This is a genomic window from Enterobacter sp. JS8-1, assembly GCF_049187015.1.
In the GTDB taxonomy this organism is placed as follows: domain Bacteria; phylum Pseudomonadota; class Gammaproteobacteria; order Enterobacterales; family Enterobacteriaceae; genus Enterobacter; species Enterobacter mori.
The window spans coordinates 4360439-4381846 of record NZ_CP185805.1; the positions used below are offsets into that span (position 1 = coordinate 4360439).

The 21408-nt window shown below is 51.5% G+C and carries 21 protein-coding genes, 2 tRNA genes and 4 rRNA genes; 9 read left to right on the forward strand and 18 right to left on the reverse strand.

All coding sequences use genetic code 11. The features are described from left to right. The first annotated feature begins 49 nt into the window (after positions 1-49). The 3 genes from ACOQH0_RS20760 to ACOQH0_RS20770 are packed head-to-tail and all read left to right on the forward strand — an operon-like array spanning position 50 to position 3110. The gene (locus ACOQH0_RS20760; RefSeq protein WP_010436207.1) at positions 50-1231 is read left to right on the forward strand and encodes an amino acid ABC transporter permease; all 1182 of its coding nucleotides are present in this window, start codon (positions 50-52) and stop codon (positions 1229-1231) included. A 9-nt stretch (positions 1232-1240) separates the two neighbouring features. Further along, positions 1241-2344, forward strand: coding sequence for an amino acid ABC transporter permease (locus ACOQH0_RS20765; protein ID WP_010436209.1), 1104 nt, complete (start codon positions 1241-1243; stop codon positions 2342-2344). Positions 2345-2351: 7 nt separating this feature from the next. After that, on the forward strand, positions 2352-3110 hold the full coding sequence (locus tag ACOQH0_RS20770) for an amino acid ABC transporter ATP-binding protein (protein ID WP_421511128.1): 759 nt from the start codon (positions 2352-2354) through the stop codon (positions 3108-3110). Positions 3111-3216: 106 nt separating this feature from the next. On the opposite strand, the gene rrf (ACOQH0_RS20775) is transcribed toward ACOQH0_RS20770, so the two are convergent. From rrf (ACOQH0_RS20775) to ACOQH0_RS20800, 6 genes are all read right to left on the reverse strand, one after another. Next, positions 3217-3332: ribosomal RNA gene (gene rrf / locus ACOQH0_RS20775) — 5S ribosomal RNA — on the reverse strand. 43 nt (positions 3333-3375) lie between these two features. Then, positions 3376-3451: transfer RNA gene (locus tag ACOQH0_RS20780), tRNA-Thr, on the reverse strand. Between the two features lie 14 nt (positions 3452-3465). Beyond that, positions 3466-3581, reverse strand: a 5S ribosomal RNA gene (gene rrf / locus ACOQH0_RS20785). 71 nt (positions 3582-3652) lie between these two features. Further along, positions 3653-6559: ribosomal RNA gene (locus ACOQH0_RS20790) — 23S ribosomal RNA — on the reverse strand. A gap of 192 nt (positions 6560-6751) precedes the next feature. After that, positions 6752-6827: transfer RNA gene (locus ACOQH0_RS20795), tRNA-Glu, on the reverse strand. 85 nt (positions 6828-6912) lie between these two features. Continuing rightward, a 16S ribosomal RNA gene (locus tag ACOQH0_RS20800) occupies positions 6913-8454 on the reverse strand. Together the 16S, 23S and 5S rRNA genes with 2 tRNA genes alongside form the textbook arrangement of a ribosomal RNA operon. A gap of 470 nt (positions 8455-8924) precedes the next feature. Between ACOQH0_RS20800 and ACOQH0_RS20805 the strand changes: the two genes are divergently transcribed. Continuing rightward, positions 8925-9479, forward strand: a complete 555-nt coding sequence (locus ACOQH0_RS20805) for a gamma carbonic anhydrase family protein (RefSeq protein ID WP_182946007.1) — start codon at positions 8925-8927, stop codon at positions 9477-9479. Here ACOQH0_RS20805 and ACOQH0_RS20810 read toward each other — a convergent pair. Genes ACOQH0_RS20810 through dprA form a run of 6 tightly spaced genes read right to left on the reverse strand, consistent with a single transcriptional unit; the run spans position 9455 to position 13238 of the window. Then, complete coding sequence (locus tag ACOQH0_RS20810; protein ID WP_100167609.1) at positions 9455-9703, reverse strand: DUF1488 domain-containing protein; 249 nt, start codon at positions 9701-9703, stop codon at positions 9455-9457. The two genes, ACOQH0_RS20805 and ACOQH0_RS20810, sit on opposite strands and share 25 nt — an antisense overlap. Then, the gene (gene aroE, locus ACOQH0_RS20815; protein WP_421511129.1) at positions 9700-10518 is read right to left on the reverse strand and encodes a shikimate dehydrogenase; all 819 of its coding nucleotides are present in this window, start codon (positions 10516-10518) and stop codon (positions 9700-9702) included. The genes ACOQH0_RS20810 and aroE overlap by 4 nt, the downstream gene beginning before the upstream one ends. A 4-nt stretch (positions 10519-10522) precedes the next feature. After that, positions 10523-11095 carry an L-threonylcarbamoyladenylate synthase type 1 TsaC gene (gene tsaC / locus ACOQH0_RS20820; protein ID WP_042717084.1) on the reverse strand — a complete coding sequence of 191 codons (573 nt, stop codon included), beginning with the start codon at positions 11093-11095 and terminating at the stop codon, positions 10523-10525. Next, on the reverse strand, positions 11088-11642 hold the full coding sequence (locus ACOQH0_RS20825) for a type I DNA topoisomerase (RefSeq protein ID WP_172701811.1): 555 nt from the start codon (positions 11640-11642) through the stop codon (positions 11088-11090). The genes tsaC and ACOQH0_RS20825 overlap by 8 nt, the downstream gene beginning before the upstream one ends. 26 nt (positions 11643-11668) lie before the next feature. After that, the gene (gene smg / locus ACOQH0_RS20830) at positions 11669-12142 is read right to left on the reverse strand and encodes a DUF494 family protein Smg (protein WP_042717081.1); all 474 of its coding nucleotides are present in this window, start codon (positions 12140-12142) and stop codon (positions 11669-11671) included. Further along, complete coding sequence (gene dprA, locus ACOQH0_RS20835) at positions 12114-13238, reverse strand: DNA-protecting protein DprA (RefSeq protein ID WP_421511130.1); 1125 nt, start codon at positions 13236-13238, stop codon at positions 12114-12116. Before dprA ends, smg begins: the two co-directional genes overlap by 29 nt. A gap of 127 nt (positions 13239-13365) precedes the next feature. On the opposite strand from dprA, the gene def reads away from it, so the two are divergent. From def to mscL, 5 genes are all read left to right on the forward strand, one after another. Further along, complete coding sequence (def, locus tag ACOQH0_RS20840; RefSeq protein WP_008503479.1) at positions 13366-13875, forward strand: peptide deformylase; 510 nt, start codon at positions 13366-13368, stop codon at positions 13873-13875. A 25-nt stretch (positions 13876-13900) separates the two neighbouring features. After that, positions 13901-14848: a methionyl-tRNA formyltransferase gene (fmt, locus tag ACOQH0_RS20845; protein WP_421511131.1), complete on the forward strand. Its 948-nt coding sequence runs from the start codon at positions 13901-13903 to the stop codon at positions 14846-14848. A gap of 52 nt (positions 14849-14900) precedes the next feature. Next, on the forward strand, positions 14901-16187 hold the full coding sequence (rsmB, locus tag ACOQH0_RS20850) for a 16S rRNA (cytosine(967)-C(5))-methyltransferase RsmB (protein WP_421511132.1): 1287 nt from the start codon (positions 14901-14903) through the stop codon (positions 16185-16187). Positions 16188-16209: 22 nt separating this feature from the next. Then, positions 16210-17586, forward strand: coding sequence for a Trk system potassium transporter TrkA (trkA, locus tag ACOQH0_RS20855; protein WP_089600737.1), 1377 nt, complete (start codon positions 16210-16212; stop codon positions 17584-17586). A gap of 146 nt (positions 17587-17732) precedes the next feature. Further along, on the forward strand, positions 17733-18146 hold the full coding sequence (gene mscL, locus ACOQH0_RS20860) for a large-conductance mechanosensitive channel protein MscL (protein ID WP_421511133.1): 414 nt from the start codon (positions 17733-17735) through the stop codon (positions 18144-18146). On the opposite strand, the gene ACOQH0_RS20865 is transcribed toward mscL, so the two are convergent. The 6 genes from ACOQH0_RS20865 to rpsD all read right to left on the reverse strand — a co-directional run bounded on the left by ACOQH0_RS20865 (position 18120) and on the right by rpsD (position 21388). Continuing rightward, positions 18120-18362 (reverse strand): alternative ribosome-rescue factor A, encoded by a 243-nt coding sequence (locus ACOQH0_RS20865; protein WP_421511134.1) that lies wholly within the window; start codon positions 18360-18362, stop codon positions 18120-18122. The genes mscL and ACOQH0_RS20865 overlap by 27 nt on opposite strands. A gap of 57 nt (positions 18363-18419) precedes the next feature. After that, the gene (zntR, locus tag ACOQH0_RS20870; protein ID WP_042717067.1) at positions 18420-18851 is read right to left on the reverse strand and encodes a Zn(2+)-responsive transcriptional regulator; all 432 of its coding nucleotides are present in this window, start codon (positions 18849-18851) and stop codon (positions 18420-18422) included. 2 nt (positions 18852-18853) lie between these two features. Beyond that, positions 18854-19222, reverse strand: a complete 369-nt coding sequence (locus ACOQH0_RS20875; RefSeq protein ID WP_421511135.1) for a DUF1992 domain-containing protein — start codon at positions 19220-19222, stop codon at positions 18854-18856. A gap of 106 nt (positions 19223-19328) precedes the next feature. Then, complete coding sequence (rplQ, locus tag ACOQH0_RS20880) at positions 19329-19712, reverse strand: 50S ribosomal protein L17 (RefSeq protein WP_001216368.1); 384 nt, start codon at positions 19710-19712, stop codon at positions 19329-19331. 40 nt (positions 19713-19752) lie between these two features. After that, positions 19753-20742 carry a DNA-directed RNA polymerase subunit alpha gene (locus ACOQH0_RS20885; protein WP_002919219.1) on the reverse strand — a complete coding sequence of 330 codons (990 nt, stop codon included), beginning with the start codon at positions 20740-20742 and terminating at the stop codon, positions 19753-19755. Between the two features lie 25 nt (positions 20743-20767). Further along, a complete protein-coding gene (gene rpsD / locus ACOQH0_RS20890) occupies positions 20768-21388 on the reverse strand; it encodes a 30S ribosomal protein S4 (protein WP_042717062.1) in 621 nt (206 codons plus the stop codon). Positions 21389-21408: the final 20 nt, after the last annotated feature.

The following is a 21408-nucleotide window of genomic DNA, read 5'->3' on the forward strand; positions in this document are numbered from 1 at the left end:
CACTGCAAGCGCAGTGCCCAGTCCAGAGTCATGGTTACCGAGGTTTTTTATGTCCCATCGCCGCTTAGCCGTAAAAGGATCGCTGTCCTTTTCTCATCCCGCGGTCCGCGCCTGGCTTTTCCAGATTATTGCTGTTGTCGTGGTTGTGGTTATCGCCATTTATTTAATCCACAACACCGTTACCAACCTGAATAACCGAGGCATCACCTCCGGTTTTGCCTTTCTGGATCGCAGCGCGGGTTTTGGCATTGTTCAGCATCTTGTTGATTATCAGGAAGGCGATACGTATGGACGCGTATTCATCGTAGGTCTGCTGAATACGCTGCTGGTGTCAGCGCTCTGTATTGTGTTCGCTTCCGTACTCGGCTTTTTCCTTGGTCTGGCCCGACTTTCTGAAAACTGGCTGCTGCGGAAACTGTCGACCATTTATATCGAAACCTTTCGTAATATCCCGCCACTGCTGCAGATTTTCTTCTGGTATTTCGCTGTCCTGCGTAACCTTCCCGGTCCACGCCAGGCCGTGGATGCTTTCGATCTTCTTTTTCTGAGCAACCGCGGGTTATACATACCCTCTCCGCAGGTCGCTGAAGGGCTTTATGCCTTCATCATCGCAATTATTATCGCACTCGCGATTTCTGTCGGCGTGTTCCGCTATAACCGTAAGCATCAGATCAAAACCGGGCAGTTGCGTAAAACATGGCCGGTTGGCGCTGCACTGATTATTGGCCTGCCGTCAGTCGCCCACTGGCTATTTGGCGCAGCCTTGCACTGGGATATTCCGCATCTGCGTGGTTTTAACTTCCAGGGCGGGATGGTGTTAATTCCGGAACTGGCCGCACTGACGCTGGCGCTCTCGATTTATACCTCCGCATTTATTGCGGAGATCATCCGCTCCGGGATCCAGGCTGTTCCTTACGGGCAGCACGAGGCGGCACGCTCGCTGGGCTTGCCAAATACCGTGACGCTTCGCCAGGTCATTATCCCGCAGGCTTTACGGGTCATCATCCCGCCACTGACCAGCCAGTACCTCAATATTGTCAAAAACTCATCACTGGCCGCAGCCATCGGCTACCCCGATATGGTGTCACTGTTCGCTGGGACCGTGCTTAACCAGACTGGGCAAGCGATTGAAACCATTGCCATTACCATGTCTGTTTATCTGATCATCAGTCTGATGATTTCATTGTTGATGAACCTTTATAACCGCCGTATAGCACTGGTTGAGCGCTAAGGATCCATGATGACAAAAGCGATATTGTCGCACTCCTCGCGTCCTGCCAGCACAACGGGTGGGCGCTTCATTATCTGGGCACGTAAGAACCTGTTCTCCAGCTGGAGTAACAGCCTGCTGACGATTGTGTGCCTGTGGTTAATCTGGGAACTGATCCCGCCGCTGCTTAACTGGGCTTTCCTGCAGGCGAACTGGGTGGGCTCCACACGCGCGGATTGTACGAAAGCGGGTGCATGCTGGGTCTTTATCCACGAACGTTTTGGTCAGTTCATGTATGGATTGTACCCACATGAACAGCGCTGGCGGATTAATCTGGCGCTGGTTATCGGTCTGCTCTCCATCGCCGTAATGTTCTGGAAAAAGCTTCCTCACCGTGGCCGATACATTGCGAGCTGGGCTGTTGTTTATCCGATTATTGTTTGGGTGTTGTTGTATGGCGGTTTTCTGGGGCTCGAGCGTGTTGAAACCCGTCAGTGGGGCGGACTGACGCTGACGCTCATTATTGCTTCTGTGGGGATCGCTGGCGCTCTGCCGTGGGGGATTTTACTGGCTCTGGGACGGCGTTCAAAAATGCCGGTCGTACGCGTTCTCTCCGTTATTTTCATAGAGTTCTGGCGTGGCGTACCGCTTATCACCGTTCTATTTATGTCGTCGGTCATGCTGCCGCTGTTTATGGCAGAAGGTACAACGATCGACAAACTGATACGCGCCCTGGTCGGGGTCATTCTCTTCCAGTCCGCCTATGTCGCAGAAGTTGTGCGAGGTGGTCTGCAGGCATTGCCTAAAGGCCAGTACGAAGCCGCTGAATCCCTGGCACTCGGTTACTGGAAAACGCAGGGTCTGGTCATTCTCCCGCAAGCACTCAAGCTGGTCATTCCTGGTCTGGTCAACACGATCATTGCCCTCTTCAAAGATACCAGCCTGGTGATCATCATCGGATTGTTCGATCTCTTTAGCAGCGTGCAGCAGGCTACCGTTGACCCTGTCTGGCTGGGTATGTCCACCGAGGGATATGTCTTCGCTGCCCTGATCTACTGGATCTTCTGTTTTAGCATGTCGCGCTATAGCCAGCATCTGGAAAAGCGCTTTAACACCGGGCGTACACCGCACTGAGGAAATTATGAGCCAGATTACTATGACACCTGTCGACGCGATGATTACGCTGGAAAACGTCAATAAATGGTACGGACAATTTCATGTCCTGAAGGATATCAATCTCAAGGTGAAGCAGGGCGAACGTATCGTACTTTGTGGTCCTTCCGGTTCAGGCAAATCCACAACTATTCGCTGTATTAACCATCTTGAAGAACATCAGCAGGGGCGTATTGTGGTTGATGGTATCGAGTTGAATGAAGATATTCGCAATATCGACCGTGTACGACAGGAAGTGGGGATGGTGTTCCAGCACTTCAATCTGTTCCCGCATCTGACCGTTCTGCAAAACTGCACGCTGGCCCCCATTTGGGTTCAAAAGATGCCGAAAAAAGAGGCCGAAGCGTTGGCAATGCATTATCTGGAGCGTGTGCGCATTGCTGAACATGCCAATAAATTCCCTGGGCAGATATCCGGCGGTCAGCAGCAGCGTGTGGCCATCGCCCGTTCCCTGTGCATGAAACCTAAGATAATGTTGTTTGATGAGCCTACATCAGCCTTGGATCCAGAAATGGTGAAAGAGGTGCTGGATACCATGATTGGGCTGGCGCAATCCGGGATGACGATGCTGTGCGTGACGCATGAAATGGGGTTTGCCAGAACTGTCGCTGACAGGGTGATCTTTATGGATCGTGGAGAGATTGTCGAACAGGCACCACCGGATGAGTTCTTTGCGCATCCGAAGTCAGAACGCACACGGGCATTTTTATCGCAGGTGATTCATTAATCGTTTGTTATGCCGGGTGGCGGCTTCGCCTTACCCGGCCTACAGTTTGTGTAGTATAGAAACGCAAAAAGGCCATCCTTTCGGATGGCCTTCTCACTTATTTGATGTCTGGCAGTTCCCTACTCTCACATGGGGAGACCCCACACTACCATCGGCGCTACGGCGTTTCACTTCTGAGTTCGGCATGGGGTCAGGTGGGACCACCGCGCTAAAGCCGCCAGACAAATTCTTTTACTTCTTGCCGAACTTTAACCTAAGTATAAAGTGGTGCTGATACCCAGAGTCGAACTGGGGACCTCACCCTTACCAAGGGTGCGCTCTACCAACTGAGCCATATCAGCACGCTAAATTTGATGCCTGGCAGTTCCCTACTCTCACATGGGGAGACCCCACACTACCATCGGCGCTACGGCGTTTCACTTCTGAGTTCGGCATGGGGTCAGGTGGGACCACCGCGCTAAAGCCGCCAGGCAAATTCTGTTAAATCTGTATCAGGCTGAAAATCTTCTGTCTCTCGTCCGCCAAAACACCTTCGGCGTTGTAAGGTTAAGCCTCACGGTTCATTAGTATCGGTTAGCTCAACGCATCGCTGCGCTTACACACCCGACCTATCAACGTCGTAGTCTTCAACGTTCCTTCAGGACCCTTAAAGGGTCAGGGAGAACTCATCTCGGGGCAAGTTTCGTGCTTAGATGCTTTCAGCACTTATCTCTTCCGCATTTAGCTACCGGGCAATGCCATTGGCATGACAACCCGAACACCAGTGATGCGTCCACTCCGGTCCTCTCGTACTAGGAGCAGCCCCCCTCAATTCTCCAGCGCCCACGGCAGATAGGGACCGAACTGTCTCACGACGTTCTAAACCCAGCTCGCGTACCACTTTAAATGGCGAACAGCCATACCCTTGGGACCTACTTCAGCCCCAGGATGTGATGAGCCGACATCGAGGTGCCAAACACCGCCGTCGATATGAACTCTTGGGCGGTATCAGCCTGTTATCCCCGGAGTACCTTTTATCCGTTGAGCGATGGCCCTTCCATTCAGAACCACCGGATCACTATGACCTGCTTTCGCACCTGCTCGAGCCGTCACTCTCGCAGTCAAGCTAGCTTATGCCATTGCACTAACCTCCTGATGTCCGACCAGGATTAGCTAACCTTCGTGCTCCTCCGTTACTCTTTGGGAGGAGACCGCCCCAGTCAAACTACCCACCAGACACTGTCCGCAACCCGGGTAACGGGTCTACGTTAGAACACCAGCCATTAAAGGGTGGTATTTCAAGGTCGGCTCCACGCAGACTGGCGTCCACGCTTCAAAGCCTCCCACCTATCCTACACATCAAGGACCAGTGTTCAGTGTCAAGCTATAGTAAAGGTTCACGGGGTCTTTCCGTCTTGCCGCGGGTACACTGCATCTTCACAGCGAGTTCAATTTCACTGAGTCTCGGGTGGAGACAGCCTGGCCATCATTACGCCATTCGTGCAGGTCGGAACTTACCCGACAAGGAATTTCGCTACCTTAGGACCGTTATAGTTACGGCCGCCGTTTACCGGGGCTTCGATCAAGAGCTTCGCGTTGCCGCTAACCCCATCAATTAACCTTCCGGCACCGGGCAGGCGTCACACCGTATACGTCCACTTTCGTGTTTGCACAGTGCTGTGTTTTTAATAAACAGTTGCAGCCAGCTGGTATCTTCGACTGATTTCAGCTCCACCCGCAGGGGCTTCACCTACATATCAGCGTGCCTTCTCCCGAAGTTACGGCACCATTTTGCCTAGTTCCTTCACCCGAGTTCTCTCAAGCGCCTTGGTATTCTCTACCTGACCACCTGTGTCGGTTTGGGGTACGATTTGATGTTACCTGATGCTTAGAGGCTTTTCCTGGAAGCAGGGCATTTGTTACTTCAGCACCGTAGTGCCTCGTCATCACACCTCAGCGTTAATAGAGTTCCGGATTTACCTAAAACTCCCGCCTACATGCTTAAACCGGGACAACCGTCGCCCGGCTAACATAGCCTTCTCCGTCCCCCCTTCGCAGTAACACCAAGTACAGGAATATTAACCTGTTTCCCATCGACTACGCCTTTCGGCCTCGCCTTAGGGGTCGACTCACCCTGCCCCGATTAACGTTGGACAGGAACCCTTGGTCTTCCGGCGTGCGGGCTTTTCACCCGCATTATCGTTACTTATGTCAGCATTCGCACTTCTGATACCTCCAGCAACCCTCACAGGCCACCTTCAACGGCTTACAGAACGCTCCCCTACCCAACAACGCATACGCGTCGCTGCCGCAGCTTCGGTGCATGGTTTAGCCCCGTTACATCTTCCGCGCAGGCCGACTCGACCAGTGAGCTATTACGCTTTCTTTAAATGATGGCTGCTTCTAAGCCAACATCCTGGCTGTCTGTGCCTTCCCACATCGTTTCCCACTTAACCATGACTTTGGGACCTTAGCTGGCGGTCTGGGTTGTTTCCCTCTTCACGACGGACGTTAGCACCCGCCGTGTGTCTCCCGTGATAACATTCTTCGGTATTCGTAGTTTGCATCGGGTTGGTAAGCCGGGATGGCCCCCTAGCCGAAACAGTGCTCTACCCCCGAAGATGAATTCACGAGGCGCTACCTAAATAGCTTTCGGGGAGAACCAGCTATCTCCCGGTTTGATTGGCCTTTCACCCCCAGCCACAAGTCATCCGCTAATTTTTCAACATTAGTCGGTTCGGTCCTCCAGTTAGTGTTACCCAACCTTCAACCTGCCCATGGCTAGATCACCGGGTTTCGGGTCTATACCCTGCAACTTAACGCCCAGTTAAGACTCGGTTTCCCTTCGGCTCCCCTATACGGTTAACCTTGCTACAGAATATAAGTCGCTGACCCATTATACAAAAGGTACGCAGTCACCCCATAAAAGAGGCTCCCACTGCTTGTACGTACACGGTTTCAGGTTCTTTTTCACTCCCCTCGCCGGGGTTCTTTTCGCCTTTCCCTCACGGTACTGGTTCACTATCGGTCAGTCAGGAGTATTTAGCCTTGGAGGATGGTCCCCCCATATTCAGACAGGATACCACGTGTCCCGCCCTACTCTTCGAGTTCACAGCAAGTGTGCTTTCGTGTACGGGACTATCACCCTGTACCGTGCGACTTTCCAGACGCTTCCACTAACACACAAGCTGATTCAGACTCTGGGCTGCTCCCCGTTCGCTCGCCGCTACTGGGGGAATCTCGGTTGATTTCTTTTCCTCGGGGTACTTAGATGTTTCAGTTCCCCCGGTTCGCCTCGTTAACCTATGTATTCAGTTAACGATAGTGTGTCGGAACACACTGGGTTTCCCCATTCGGACATCGCCGGGTCAAAGGTTCATATCACCTCGCCGGCGCTTTTCGCAGATTAGCACGTCCTTCATCGCCTCTGACTGCCAGGGCATCCACCGTGTACGCTTAGTCGCTTAACCTCACAACCCGAAGATGTTTCTTTCGATTCATCATCGACTTGCGAAAATTTGAGAGACTCGAACACACATAACATGTGTGTCGTTTCAATTTTCAGCTTGATCCAGATTTTTAAAGAGCAAATATCTCAAACGTCACCCGAAGATGAGTTTTGAGATATTAAGGCAGGTGACTTTCACTCACGAACCAGCAAGTGGCGTCCCCTAGGGGATTCGAACCCCTGTTACCGCCGTGAAAGGGCGGTGTCCTGGGCCTCTAGACGAAGGGGACACTGAAGTCTCAATCGCAAGACGCCTTGCTATTTACTTTTCATCAGACAATCTGTGTGGACACTACAAAGGCAGGTTCTTTAAGGTAAGGAGGTGATCCAACCGCAGGTTCCCCTACGGTTACCTTGTTACGACTTCACCCCAGTCATGAATCACAAAGTGGTAAGCGCCCTCCCGAAGGTTAAGCTACCTACTTCTTTTGCAACCCACTCCCATGGTGTGACGGGCGGTGTGTACAAGGCCCGGGAACGTATTCACCGTAGCATTCTGATCTACGATTACTAGCGATTCCGACTTCATGGAGTCGAGTTGCAGACTCCAATCCGGACTACGACGCACTTTATGAGGTCCGCTTGCTCTCGCGAGGTCGCTTCTCTTTGTATGCGCCATTGTAGCACGTGTGTAGCCCTACTCGTAAGGGCCATGATGACTTGACGTCATCCCCACCTTCCTCCAGTTTATCACTGGCAGTCTCCTTTGAGTTCCCGGCCGGACCGCTGGCAACAAAGGATAAGGGTTGCGCTCGTTGCGGGACTTAACCCAACATTTCACAACACGAGCTGACGACAGCCATGCAGCACCTGTCTCAGAGTTCCCGAAGGCACCAATCCATCTCTGGAAAGTTCTCTGGATGTCAAGAGTAGGTAAGGTTCTTCGCGTTGCATCGAATTAAACCACATGCTCCACCGCTTGTGCGGGCCCCCGTCAATTCATTTGAGTTTTAACCTTGCGGCCGTACTCCCCAGGCGGTCGACTTAACGCGTTAGCTCCGGAAGCCACGCCTCAAGGGCACAACCTCCAAGTCGACATCGTTTACGGCGTGGACTACCAGGGTATCTAATCCTGTTTGCTCCCCACGCTTTCGCACCTGAGCGTCAGTCTTTGTCCAGGGGGCCGCCTTCGCCACCGGTATTCCTCCAGATCTCTACGCATTTCACCGCTACACCTGGAATTCTACCCCCCTCTACAAGACTCTAGCCTGCCAGTTTCGAATGCAGTTCCCAGGTTGAGCCCGGGGATTTCACATCCGACTTGACAGACCGCCTGCGTGCGCTTTACGCCCAGTAATTCCGATTAACGCTTGCACCCTCCGTATTACCGCGGCTGCTGGCACGGAGTTAGCCGGTGCTTCTTCTGCGGGTAACGTCAATTGCTGAGGTTATTAACCTCAACACCTTCCTCCCCGCTGAAAGTACTTTACAACCCGAAGGCCTTCTTCATACACGCGGCATGGCTGCATCAGGCTTGCGCCCATTGTGCAATATTCCCCACTGCTGCCTCCCGTAGGAGTCTGGACCGTGTCTCAGTTCCAGTGTGGCTGGTCATCCTCTCAGACCAGCTAGGGATCGTCGCCTAGGTGAGCCGTTACCCCACCTACTAGCTAATCCCATCTGGGCACATCTGATGGCAAGAGGCCCGAAGGTCCCCCTCTTTGGTCTTGCGACATTATGCGGTATTAGCTACCGTTTCCAGTAGTTATCCCCCTCCATCAGGCAGTTTCCCAGACATTACTCACCCGTCCGCCGCTCGCCGGCAAAGTAGCAAGCTACTTTCCGCTGCCGCTCGACTTGCATGTGTTAGGCCTGCCGCCAGCGTTCAATCTGAGCCATGATCAAACTCTTCAATTTAAGTTTGATGCTCGTGAATTAAACTTCGTAATGAATTACGTATGTTCACTCAGAGACTTGGTATTCATTTATTGTCCGGAGACATTAAGAATCCATGTCACTTTGAGTGCCCACACAGATTGTCTGATAAATTGTTAAAGAGCAGTGCAAGCGGCTTTCGCTCACCGTTGCGAGGTGGCGTATATTACGCCTTCCTCTTTCAGAGTCAACCCGTTATTTCAGGATTTTTTCTCTTCAACCGACCCGGTTGTTTGTGAAGTGATTCACATCTGCCGTGTCGATGGAGGCGCATTATAGGGATCCCATTTTTTAGCACAAGTGTTTTTTAGATCTTTTTTTCCGACTGCTGATTTTCCGCGCTTTTCGCTGAAATCCCGCCCGATCTGCTTAAATATTGACGTATTTTGCCTTGCCACGATCCCAAAATATGATCAAAGTCTTCTGTATAGCGTCCATCTGTCGAGGTAGATATGTCTGCAGTACTACGTCCTTATAAAGATCTGTTCCCCCAAAAAGGCGATCGCGTGATGATCGACGCCAGTAGCGTCGTGATTGGCGATGTCCGAATGGCCGATGATGTGAGTATCTGGCCACTGGTTGCGATCAGGGGAGATGTTAACTTTGTGTCTATCGGCGCACGCACTAACATACAGGACGGCAGCGTTCTTCACGTGACGCATAAATCTTCTTATAACCCTGAAGGTAATCCTTTAATCGTTGGGGAAGACGTTACCGTCGGGCACAAAGTGATGCTCCACGGCTGCACAATAGGTAACAGGGTACTTGTTGGTATGGGTTCAATTTTACTGGATGGCGTAACAGTAGAAGATGACGTGATGATTGGAGCCGGTAGCCTGGTCCCACAAAACAAACGTCTGGAAAGTGGCTATCTCTATTTAGGCAGCCCGGTAAAACAGATCCGCCCCTTAAAAGAGGCGGAGATCGAAGGATTAAAATACTCAGCAAATAACTACGTTAAATGGAAGAATGAATATCTGGATCAAGACAACCATACCCAGCCTTGATCGTCTTCCTGCTGATCGCGGATTAAATCGCTGGCTTCCTCTTCAAGATCCCAGCGATTTTCGCAAAATACCGCTAACGGGTCTGAACCGCCAAAACGACGCAGTAGCGTTTCCCCAGTAATTGCACAGGTCAGCTGCATTCCGTGCACCAGCACCGGGAAACAAACCGCTTGCTGATTTTCATCCCAGATTTCTCTGTCAGGAAAGTGGATCGCCTGATTCACGCCATCAGTTCCTGTTTCAGTTTTTCGATCACGGGTCCCACTGCAGGCAACACACCGTGCCAGAGCAGTACTGCATGAGCTGCCTGGCCCACCAGCATGCCCAGACCATCAGCCAGATGCTTCGCGCCGTGTTGTTCACACCAGGTCAGAAAAGGTGTTTTGCCTTTCTGATAGAACATGTCGTAGCAATAAACGTGGGCACTTACCAACGAAGCAGGGATCGCGGGCACTTCACCGCCAATACCGCTGGAGGTCGCATTAATGACAAGGTCGAACTCATGGTCGGCAAGGTCATCAAGCGCAACGGCACTGACGCTCCCGGTATGGGCGAACAGCGCAGCCAGCTCTTCTGCACGGGAGAATGTTCGGTTGGTAATCGTTACCGCACAATCCATTGAAAGAAGAGGAAGCAGCACGCCCCGTGATGCCCCGCCCGCGCCAATCAGCAGGATGCGGAAACCAGGCTTAATAAATGAGAGTCTTTCTAAATCGCTGAGTAAACCAATCCCATCAGTGTTATCACCCAGAAGTCGGCCATCCTCGAGCTGTTTTAGCGTATTTACCGCACCAGCAAGCGCCGCGCGCTCGGTCAATTCATCCGCGCGTTCAAAAGCGTCTTCCTTAAAGGGGACTGTTACATTCGCACCTTTACCACCCGCCTCAAAAAAAGCATTCAGCGTCGTCACAAATGCATCAACAGGGGCCAGCACGCGACCATACGGATGATCTATCTGCAGTTGTTCAGCAAATAGCTGATGGATTAACGGCGATTTACTGTGAGCGATCGGGTTACCAAAAACAGCATAGGTTTCCATGAGATTACCCCTGGCGAAAACGTTCGCCGGTCAAAGCGTCGCGAATTTCAGACGGATTCAGGCGCCCTCCCGTTTCACCGACAGCGACAGGAAAGTCATTCCCGAACTGCGCCAGTACTTCTTCGGTTGTCCGGCAAGGTGGCAATCCGGTCAGGTTGGCGCTGGTTGAGACCAGCGGTTTACCAAATGCCAGACAAAGCTCAACCACCAGCGGATGGTCAGTTACGCGAACGGCGAGGGAATCAAAGCGTCCGGTTAACCAGCGCGGCGTTGTCGGCTGCGCCGGGAAAACGAAAGTCACCGGTCCAGGCCACGCGGAGAAGATACTCTCGCGCTGCGCCGGCGTCAGCATGGAATCATCGATGTAGGGTTTAAGCTGCTCGTAATTAGCAGCGATCAAAATTAGCCCTTTCTCGACGGGTCTTTGCTTTAGGGTTAGCAATCGGCTCACAGCGGTCTCGCTGTCAGGATCGCAACCGACCCCAAAAACAGCTTCTGTTGGATAGGCGATGACTTCTTCATTTTTCAGTACGTCCACGGCATGGGCAATGGAGCCTGATGGCAGGTTATTATTCACTGTTTTGATCCGCCGAAACCGGCTTTCCACATTGTTTACTGGCGCAGAAGCGTTTCATGCCTTGCGCGGTTTTCTTTTCTATAAGTAGCGGATAATTGCAATGAGGGCAGGTTCCCGCTACCGGTTTAAAATTGATAACGAACTGGCATTCAGGGTAGCGATCGCACGAATGGAAGTTCTTACCATAACGGGAGCGGCGTTGTACCAGTTGACCGCGCTGACACTGAGGACACGCAATCGCCGTTTCATCTGGCTTATCAATTTGTTCCGTATGCTCACATTCGGGGTAGCGGCTACATCCAATAAACATGCCGAAACGTCCCTGCCGCAGAGCTAATTCGCCACCGCAGAGTGGGCAATACTGACCCTCCAGAATTTTCACGATATGTCCATCCGCCTGGCTCTTCAGGGGACGGACATAATCACATTCCGGATACTGTGAACAACCGAGAAACGGGCCGTGTTTCCCGGACCGAATGACGAGCTCAGCCCCGCACTGTGGGCAGGGCTCGTTTTTATGCACCGTGAATAGTGCTGATTTGGCCATAACAACTCTTGGTCCCGCACATTGAATTAGTGCAGCATACCTTCATTCACTTCAAAGAGTAATTCTTCCATTTGCTGATAGGCATTTTCACAGCCTGGGATATTGAACAGAACCATCAGGATCACCCACTTGAGGTCTTCCAGCTCGAATTCTGCCGTATCCAGCGCCATGACGCGCTCTATCACCATTTCTCGCGTTTCGAGGTTTAGCACCTGAATCTGCTCAAGGAATAAGATGAATCCCCGGCAGCTGGCATCCAGCCTTTCACACTCTTCAGCGGTGTAAATGCGTACAGATAAGGGATCGGAAGCAAGCTGCATCGGTTCGGCGAGGCCGTCCTGATAATCAGCCAGTTTATCCAACCACATCAACGCATTGTAAATATCTTCCCGCTCAAATCCTGCTTCGGTAAGATCCCGTGTCAATTTGTCCTGATCCACACGCATTTCTGCTTCGTTGTGGATGTAAGTCTCAAACAAATACATCAGTACGTCGAACATGGCATGCCCTCCTTAATCGGACATAGCCGCCGGGTACAGCTGCGATCCACCCTGCTAACTCCAGTTCAAGTAGCTGTGCTACCGTTACTGGCACAGGTTGGCCGGCACGTTCAGCGACAACGTCAACAGGTGTTACCTCATCTCCTACGTTAGCCAAGAGCTTGGGAAATGGCAATGCCACCTTCTCCTGATTTGACGAATAATGTTGCTTTTTAGGTTCATCTGTTAACCAGTGCAATCCATACCGTAAATTTTCCAGGATATCCTCTATGCAAGTCACAGGTGTTGCGCCTTGCTTTATTAGCCAGTGCGGCCCCTCACATCCTGGATTTCCTATCGGACCGGGTAAAGCAAAGACCTCTCGCCCCTGTTCAAGCGCACATCTTGCCGTAACCAACGAACCGCTTCGCAAAGCAGCCTCAACGACCAGCACGCCCTGACTTAACCCACTAATAATCCTGTTACGTCGTGGGAAATTCGCCGGTCTGGGGGGCGTAGAAAGTGAGAATTCAGACACGAGCGCCCCCTCCGAATGAATAAGCCGCCTGGCCAGGGTCTGATGGCGACGGGGATAGATGCTAAAGAGTCCATTACCCAACACCGCCACGCTTGTGCCTTGTACTGACAATGCAGCGTTGTGGGCCACGCCGTCAATGCCACAGGCCAGGCCGCTGGTAATCGTGAAACCGCATTGTGAGAGCTGTTCACTCAGGATCCTTCCCCATCGCTCACCATACCAGGAGGGCGCGCGACTTCCGACAACAGCAAGTTGAACGGCATTAAGGGCCTCAAGGTTCCCCGTCACGAATAACGCCCCGGGATAATCAGGAAAAGTGCGAAGCAAAGGAGGATAAAGAGGATGGTCGGCAGTTAAGAGATGGTTCCCCGGCTGTTCCAGCCACACCTGGCTACGCTCAAGCTCACCTTCACTGAGAGCAAGAAATCGCCCAGCCTGCGTTGCTGACAATCCGGCTTCTCGAAGCGTCACGCCATCAATCGTTGTCTGTTTACTGAGCTGTGATGCGGCTTCCAGCATTGCATCACCACATAGAGAACCTATGTGAATTAACCGTAACCATATCTCTGTCGACGTCATCCTTTCCCCTGCCACAAGCAGCCTCCGCAATCATTGCGATTGGTCACTGATGCTGTCAATCGATGAGGGATTTGTCTAGAATAGAGGTAGTATTCTTATCAACTCCTGAACACGACTCTGGAAATTTATGGCAGTTTTGCAAGTGTTACATATTCCGGACGAGCGCCTTCGCATCGTCGCTGAACCGGTTAAAGAAGTGAATGCAGAAATTCAGCGTATCGTCGATGATATGTTCGATACCATGTACGCCGAAGAAGGTATTGGCCTGGCGGCGACTCAGGTAGACATTCACAAGCGTATTATCGTGATTGATGTCTCTGAGAATCGCGATGGCCGCCTGGTGCTGATCAACCCGGAACTGCTTGAAAAGAGCGGTGAAACGGGTATTGAAGAAGGCTGCCTCTCCATTCCGGAACAGCGTGCTTTAGTACCGCGTGCAGAAAAAGTGAAGATTCGCGCTCTGGATCGTGACGGTAATCCGTTCGAGCTGGAAGCAGACGACCTGCTGGCAATTTGTATTCAGCATGAGATGGATCACCTGGTCGGTAAACTGTTTATCGATTACCTCTCGCCACTCAAGCAGCAGCGTATTCGTCAGAAAGTAGAGAAACTGGATCGCTTGCGTTCTCGCGCCTAAGATCCCCCCGGATACAAGGATCAACGTGTCTAAAACACTACGTATTATCTTCGCGGGTACCCCTGATTTTGCAGCGCGTCATCTCGACGCGCTGTTATCTTCTGGTCACAAGGTTGTTGGCGTCTTTACCCAACCGGACCGTCCGGCTGGTCGTGGGAAAAAGCTCATGCCGAGCCCGGTTAAAGTGCTGGCCGAAGAACATGGATTACCCATTTACCAGCCTGCATCCTTGCGCCCTCAGGAAAATCAGCAGTTAGTGGCAGACCTGAACGCGGATGTCATGGTGGTAGTGGCTTACGGTTTAATCTTGCCAAAAGCCGTGCTGGATATGCCACGCCTGGGCTGTGTCAACGTGCATGGTTCTCTTCTTCCACGCTGGCGCGGGGCGGCACCTATTCAACGCTCTCTGTGGGCTGGCGATGCTGAAACTGGCGTCACCATCATGAAGATGGACGTAGGTTTAGACACCGGTGACATGCTGTTTAAGCTGGCCTGTCCAATTACTAACGAAGATACCAGTGCCACACTTTACGACAAGCTGGCAGATTTGGGCCCGCAGGGTCTCATTGAGACGCTGCAACAGCTTGCTGATAATACGGCGACACCTGAAGTTCAGGACGAAGCGCTGGTAACCTATGCCGAGAAACTCAGCAAAGAAGAAGCTCAGCTCGACTGGTCACTGTCTGCCGCTCAGCTTGAACGCTGCATCCGCGCTTTTAATCCGTGGCCAATGAGCTGGATGATGATTGACGATCAGCCGGTGAAAGTCTGGAAAGCCTCCGTTATTGATGGCGATACCTCTGAAGAACCCGGCACGATTATTGAAGCCAGCAAGCAAGGTATTCAGGTCGCAACCGCGAAAGGCATTCTAAATCTTGAGTCTCTGCAACCTGCGGGTAAGAAAGCAATGAGCGCCCAGGATTTGTTAAATTCCCGTCGCGAATGGTTTATTCCTGGCAACCGTCTTGCCTGACCCCTTTCATTTTTAAGGCCCGGTGTTTCCGGGCATTTTTATTTTTACGGCTATGAAAAAACAAAATCTACGCAGTATGGCGGCACAGGCCGTTGAGCAAGTTGTCGAACAGGGCCAGTCACTTAGTAATGTCCTGCCCCCACTGCAGCAGAAGGTGTCCGATAAAGACAAAGCACTGCTTCAGGAGCTGTGCTTTGGCGTTCTACGCACCCTTTCTCAGCTTGAGTGGTTAATTAGCAAGCTGATGTCACGCCCGATGACCGGCAAGCAACGCACCATTCATTATTTGATCATGGTGGGCTTCTACCAGCTGCTTCATACACGCATTCCTCCTCATGCCGCGCTGGCTGAAACGGTGGAAGGTGCCGTTGCGGTTAAACGCCCTCAACTTAAGGGTTTGATCAACGGCGTACTACGTCAATTCCAGCGACAGCAGGAAGAGCTTCTGGCTGAATTTTCCCGCAGCGAAGCACGTTTCCTGCACCCGGAATGGCTGTTGAAGCGCCTGAAAAAAGCCTGGCCACAGCAGTGGCAGGATATTGCTGACGCCAATAACCAGCGCCCGCCGATGTGGTTACGCGTCAACCGTAATCACCATACTCGGGACGCATGGCTGGCTATGCTGGAAGAAGCCGGAATGAATGGATTCACACATGAAGCCTACCCGGATGCCGTACGTTTAGCCTCTCCGGCACCGGTACACGTGCTTCCCGGGTTTGAAGATGGCTGGGTCACCGTCCAGGATGCTTCAGCTCAAGGGTGTATGACCTGGCTTGAGCCACAAAATGGTGAGCAGATCCTCGATCTCTGTGCAGCCCCTGGCGGTAAAACGACACATATTCTGGAAGTTGCTCCGCAGGCGAGCGTAATGGCAGTTGATGTTGATGAACAGCGTCTTTCTCGCGTCTACGATAACCTGAAGCGTCTTGGAATGAAGGCTCAGGTCAAGCAAGGCGACGGACGTAAACCTGCAGAATGGTGTGGCGAAGCGCAGTTTGATCGCATTTTACTGGATGCCCCCTGCTCGGCGACGGGCGTGATTCGTCGTCATCCAGACATTAAATGGCTACGCCGCGATCGCGATATTACAGAGCTGGCTCAACTGCAATCCGACATTCTCGATGCTATCTGGCCACATCTTAAACCAGGCGGAACGCTGGTCTATGCAACCTGCTCCGTACTTCCGGAAGAAAACAGCCAGCAAATTGCGGCCTTCCTTAAGCGAACCCCTGATGCAACATTACGCGATACAGGCACGCCGGAACGACCTGGCCAGCAGAATCTCCCTGGCGCCGAAGAGGGCGATGGTTTCTTTTACGCTAAGCTAATCAAAGAGTGATGTTAAGAACAGGTCACGAGATATGAAAATTATCATTCTGGGTGCAGGACAGGTTGGCGGAACGTTAGCTGAAAATCTTGTTGGCGAAAACAATGACATCACGATTGTTGATACCAATGGCGATCGGCTGCGCGTTTTGCAGGACAAGTTTGACCTTCGCGTCGTGCAGGGTCATGGCTCACATCCTCGCGTTCTGCGTGAGGCAGGCGCTGACGATGCCGATATGCTGGTTGCCGTCACCAGCTCTGATGAAACCAATATGGTGGCATGCCAGGTTGCCTACTCGCTTTTCAACACCCCGAACAGAATTGCCCGTATCCGTTCTCCGGACTATGTTCGCGATGCAGAAAAACTGTTTAATTCTGAAGCGGTACCGATTGATCACCTGATCGCGCCAGAACAACTCGTTATCGACAATATCTATCGCCTGATTGAATATCCGGGCGCTTTGCAGGTTGTGAATTTTGCGGAAGGTAAAGTAAGCCTGGCAGTGGTGAAAGCCTATTACGGCGGCCCACTCATTGGTAATGCCTTGTCTACGATGCGTGAGCACATGCCACATATCGATACTCGCGTCGCTGCCATTTTCCGCCACGACAGGCCTATTCGGCCGCAAGGCTCAACGATTGTTGAAGCCGGTGATGAGGTTTTCTTTATTGCCGCATCTCAGCATATCCGTGCGGTGATGAGCGAGCTTCAGCGTCTTGAAAAGCCTTATAAACGCATCATGCTGGTCGGCGGTGGGAATATTGGCGCAGGTCTGGCGAGACGACTGGAAAAAGACTATAGCGTGAAGTTGATCGAACGCGATCAACAGCGCGCTTCTGAACTCGCTGAAAAGCTGCAGAATACGATCGTATTTTATGGTGATGCGTCCGATCAAGAATTGCTGGCCGAAGAGCATATCGATCAAGTTGATCTGTTTATTGCCGTCACCAATGACGACGAAGCGAATATAATGTCTGCGATGCTCGCCAAACGAATGGGAGCAAAAAAAGTGATGGTACTTATCCAGCGCCGCGCCTATGTTGACCTCGTTCAGGGAAGCGTCATTGATATCGCCATTTCGCCACAGCAAGCGACAATTTCAGCCCTGCTAAGTCATGTCCGTAAAGCGGATATCGTCGGCGTTTCTTCACTTCGTCGCGGTGTTGCTGAAGCCATTGAGGCCGTGGCGCACGGTGATGAAACCACATCACGCGTTGTGGGTCGTTCAATTGATGAAATCAAATTACCCCCGGGCACAATCATTGGGGCTGTGGTGCGCGGGAACGATGTCATGATCGCCAATGATAATTTACGCATCGAGCAAGGGGACCACGTAATTATGTTCCTTACCGATAAAAAGTTTATTACAGACGTCGAACGCTTATTCCAGCCAAGTCCATTCTTCCTGTAATTGCCAGGGTGCTCTGGAAAGAGCACCCGCACATTAACCTTTTAATTTCCGTGCCTTTTATTTTTCATAACGATTATTTATCCCCAATGGCATTTAGCTAATCATTTGTTAAACTTATAATCGTCAGCTGGCACAAGGAGAACAAAATGAGTTTTATTAAAGAGTTTCGCGAATTTGCGATGCGCGGGAATGTGGTTGATTTGGCAGTCGGTGTCATTATTGGTGCGGCATTCGGTAAGATCGTTTCATCATTAGTCGCCGACATTATTATGCCACCGCTGGGGCTGTTAATCGGGGGCATTGATTTTAAACAATTCGCCGTCACGCTACGGGAAGCACAAGGCGATGTTCCGGCAGTCGTCATGCACTATGGCGTCTTTATTCAGAATATTTTTGATTTCGTGATCGTAGCGTTTGCCATTTTTATGGCCATCAAGCTTATCAACAAGCTTAACCGTAAAAAAGAAGAACCGGCTGCAGCGCCGCCTGCACCAACGAAAGAAGAAGTCTTACTGACAGAGATTCGCGATCTGTTAAAAGAGCAGAATACCCGCTCTTGATGAGACGGTAAAAGCAGGAAGGCCAGTGGCAAATAAGCGATTCGCTTGCTTGCCACTGGCCTCCCAGTTACCCCGATTTCCGTGTTTGCCTTTACGCAGATAACTTCCTTTTCCTTTCTTGTTTTTCTCAACACGCTGCCTGAAAAGTGGGTCGTGAAGCAGTGCCTCGACGGCGTTATCCTTAATTTGTCCCTTTGTATGCTGATAGCGGCTCATAATCTCTCCAGAGCATGGTTTATGTTGACGCGAGTGTAGGCCCGGACAGAGGGAAAATCAACACCCCTGCGTTTCCGTTTCGCCACTGGCGCCCTGTTCAAGGGCTTCAAGAATAGAGCAATAAATGCTGCTGTGCGCAGTACCACAGCATGCGTCATTCAATCTTTGCAGGGAACGCTGCATTGTCTGCAATTCCTGAATTCGGGCCTCAACTTCATCCAGTCGGGCCTGGACGATGCTTTTTGATTCCTGGCAAGTGTGGTGCGCCGGATCGATACGGATCGACAATAATTCGCGGATCGACTCCAGCGTGAAACCAAGCTGCCGTGCATAGCGGATAAACCGAAGACGCTGGAGATCGTTGTCGGTATAAAGACGGAATCCACCTTCCGTTCTCACCTCATGATCTATCATTTGCTGTTTCTCGTAGTAACGGATGGTATCTGGCGTTACGTTAGCGAGCTTTGCAAGTTCACCAATACGATACATAGTTATTCCTCATCGATTCTCTGCATTAACCTTTCACAATATTCACCGCGCAAAAAGTCAGTGCTCACACCAGCCTGGCGGAGTTTAAGCTCAATCAGCGTTAGTCGGCGGCTTAGCTCAATATGTTTTGGATCATCTTTGCGAACACTTTTAAGTAGATCAACAAGTTCAATTGCCTCTCTTCGCTGTTCAAGTTCCGGAGGCAAACAGCCCGCATTTTTAAGTAAGCGGTATCCAGCACGTAATTCAGGTGCAATGTGCGAGTCATCCTCCAACACGAGCGGTTCGCCGCTTCCTGGAAGATTATCGAATTCACCTTTGCGTTGGGCATCGCTGATATGGCGCTCTACCCATTCATCGAGTAACCACATGATGATCTCCGCGGATGAACAGAAAAGATACAGATAGTGTAGAGAGGTGATGATACTGAGGATATAAAAAAACCCGCCGGAGCGGGTTTTTTTACGTTACTACAGATTACTCTGCAGCAGCTTCTGCTTTCTCTGAACGATCAACCAGCTCGATGTAAGCCATCGGCGCGTTGTCGCCTGCACGGAAGCCACACTTCAGAATACGAGTGTAACCACCTGCACGGCTCGCGAAACGCGGGCCCAGTTCGTTAAACAGTTTTGCCACGATCTCGTTATCACGAGTACGGGCGAATGCCAGACGACGATTAGCAACGCTGTCAGTCTTGGCAAGAGTAATCAGCGGCTCAACTACGCGACGCAGCTCTTTCGCTTTAGGCAGGGTCGTCTTGATGATCTCATGACGAACCAGTGAACCTGCCATGTTGCGGAACATAGCCTGGCGATGGCTGCTGTTGCGGTTCAGTTGACGACCACTCTTACGATGGCGCATGACCTTATCCTTCTCAGTAAAACCTTAACCTGTGATCCGGTTACTCGTCAGCAATGCTTGCCGGTGGCCAGTTTTCCAGGCGCATGCCCAGAGACAAACCACGTGAAGCCAGCACGTCTTTAATCTCAGTAAGAGATTTTTTACCCAGGTTCGGCGTTTTCAGCAACTCAACCTCGGTACGCTGTACCAGATCACCGATATAGTGGATAGCTTCTGCCTTAAGGCAGTTAGCAGAGCGGACAGTCAATTCCAGATCGTCAACAGGGCGCAGCAGGATCGGATCGAATTCTGGTTTCTCTTCTTTCACTTCCGGCTGACGTACATCACGTAAGTCAACGAAAGCTTCCAGTTGTTCTGCCAGGATGGTTGCCGCACGACGAATCGCCTCTTCAGGATCGATTGTGCCGTTGGTTTCCATTTCGATGACCAGCTTGTCCAGGTCGGTACGCTGTTCTACACGCGCTGCTTCAACATTGTAGGCAATACGCTCTACAGGGCTGTAGCATGCGTCGACCAGCAGACGGCCGATTGGGCGCTCATCTTCTTCCGAATGAATTCGGGCAGAAGCCGGCACATAACCACGACCGCGCTGAACTTTGATACGCATGCTAATAGCTGCGTTCTCATCGGTCAGGTGGCAGATCACGTGCTGCGGCTTGACGATTTCAACATCACCGTCGTGGGTGATGTCGGCTGCAGTCACAGGGCCAATGCCAGATTTATTCAGAGTAAGAATAACTTCATCTTTACCCTGAACTCTCACCGCCAGCCCTTTCAGGTTGAGCAGGATTTCAAGGATATCTTCCTGAACGCCTTCTTTGGTGCTGTACTCATGAAGTACACCATCAATCTCAACCTCGGTCACCGCGCAACCCGGCATCGATGAGAGCAGAATACGGCGCAGTGCGTTACCCAGAGTATGGCCAAAGCCACGCTCTAAAGGCTCAAGGGTCACCTTGGCGTGCGTCGAACTCACTTGCTCGATATCTACCAGGCGCGGTTTTAGAAACTCTGTCACAGAACCCTGCATTGTGTCCTCTCTTTGGTACTAAGCTTTACTTGGAGTAAAGCTCGACGATCAGGTGTTCGTTAATGTCCGCAGACAGATCAGAACGTTCTGGCTGACGCTTGAACGTACCTTCCATCTTGCCAGCATCAACTTCCAGCCAGGTTGGCTTTTCACGCTGCTCAGCCAGCTCCAGAGCGGCCTTCACGCGAGATTGCTTTTTCGCTTTCTCACGAATGCTAACAACGTCATTCGCTTTAACCTGATAAGAAGCGATGTTAACAACACGACCGTTTACCATGATTGCTTTGTGGCTAACCAGCTGACGTGATTCAGCACGAGTAGCGCCGAAGCCCATACGGTATACAACGTTGTCCAGACGACCTTCCAGCAGAGCCAGCAGGTTTTCACCTGTGTTGCCTTTCAGACGTGCTGCTTCTTTATAGTAGTTACGGAACTGACGCTCCAGCACACCGTAGGTACGGCGAACTTTTTGCTTTTCACGCAACTGCACACCATAGTCAGACAGACGCGGTTTACGCGCACCGTGCTGGCCAGGAGCTTGTTCAATTTTACACTTGGTATCGATCGCGCGAACGCCAGACTTAAGGAATAAGTCGGTGCCCTCACGACGGCTCAGCTTGAGCTTAGGACCCAAATATCTTGCCATTTTCTATCTCCAACTAACCT

Bases quoted from the DNA above. Each gene is read 5' to 3' on its own strand.
- ACOQH0_RS20825 (WP_172701811.1), bottom strand. From the start codon at position 11,642: ATGGCCAAATCAGCACTATTCACGGTGCATAAAAACGAGCCCTGCCCA.
- rsmB (WP_421511132.1), top strand. From the start codon at position 14,901: ATGAAAAAACAAAATCTACGCAGTATGGCGGCACAGGCCGTTGAGCAA.
- ACOQH0_RS20875 (WP_421511135.1), bottom strand. From the start codon at position 19,222: ATGTGGTTACTCGATGAATGGGTAGAGCGCCATATCAGCGATGCCCAA.
- ACOQH0_RS20770 (WP_421511128.1), top strand. From the start codon at position 2,352: ATGAGCCAGATTACTATGACACCTGTCGACGCGATGATTACGCTGGAA.
- ACOQH0_RS20865 (WP_421511134.1), bottom strand. From the start codon at position 18,362: ATGAGCCGCTATCAGCATACAAAGGGACAAATTAAGGATAACGCCGTC.
- ACOQH0_RS20805 (WP_182946007.1), top strand. From the start codon at position 8,925: ATGTCTGCAGTACTACGTCCTTATAAAGATCTGTTCCCCCAAAAAGGC.
- dprA (WP_421511130.1), bottom strand. From the start codon at position 13,238: ATGACGTCGACAGAGATATGGTTACGGTTAATTCACATAGGTTCTCTA.
- ACOQH0_RS20760 (WP_010436207.1), top strand. From the start codon at position 50: ATGTCCCATCGCCGCTTAGCCGTAAAAGGATCGCTGTCCTTTTCTCAT.
- zntR (WP_042717067.1), bottom strand. From the start codon at position 18,851: ATGTATCGTATTGGTGAACTTGCAAAGCTCGCTAACGTAACGCCAGAT.
- mscL (WP_421511133.1), top strand. From the start codon at position 17,733: ATGAGTTTTATTAAAGAGTTTCGCGAATTTGCGATGCGCGGGAATGTG.
- ACOQH0_RS20885 (WP_002919219.1), bottom strand. From the start codon at position 20,742: ATGCAGGGTTCTGTGACAGAGTTTCTAAAACCGCGCCTGGTAGATATC.
- rpsD (WP_042717062.1), bottom strand. From the start codon at position 21,388: ATGGCAAGATATTTGGGTCCTAAGCTCAAGCTGAGCCGTCGTGAGGGC.
- def (WP_008503479.1), top strand. From the start codon at position 13,366: ATGGCAGTTTTGCAAGTGTTACATATTCCGGACGAGCGCCTTCGCATC.
- smg (WP_042717081.1), bottom strand. From the start codon at position 12,142: ATGTTCGACGTACTGATGTATTTGTTTGAGACTTACATCCACAACGAA.
- rplQ (WP_001216368.1), bottom strand. From the start codon at position 19,712: ATGCGCCATCGTAAGAGTGGTCGTCAACTGAACCGCAACAGCAGCCAT.
- ACOQH0_RS20765 (WP_010436209.1), top strand. From the start codon at position 1,241: ATGACAAAAGCGATATTGTCGCACTCCTCGCGTCCTGCCAGCACAACG.
- aroE (WP_421511129.1), bottom strand. From the start codon at position 10,518: ATGGAAACCTATGCTGTTTTTGGTAACCCGATCGCTCACAGTAAATCG.
- trkA (WP_089600737.1), top strand. From the start codon at position 16,210: ATGAAAATTATCATTCTGGGTGCAGGACAGGTTGGCGGAACGTTAGCT.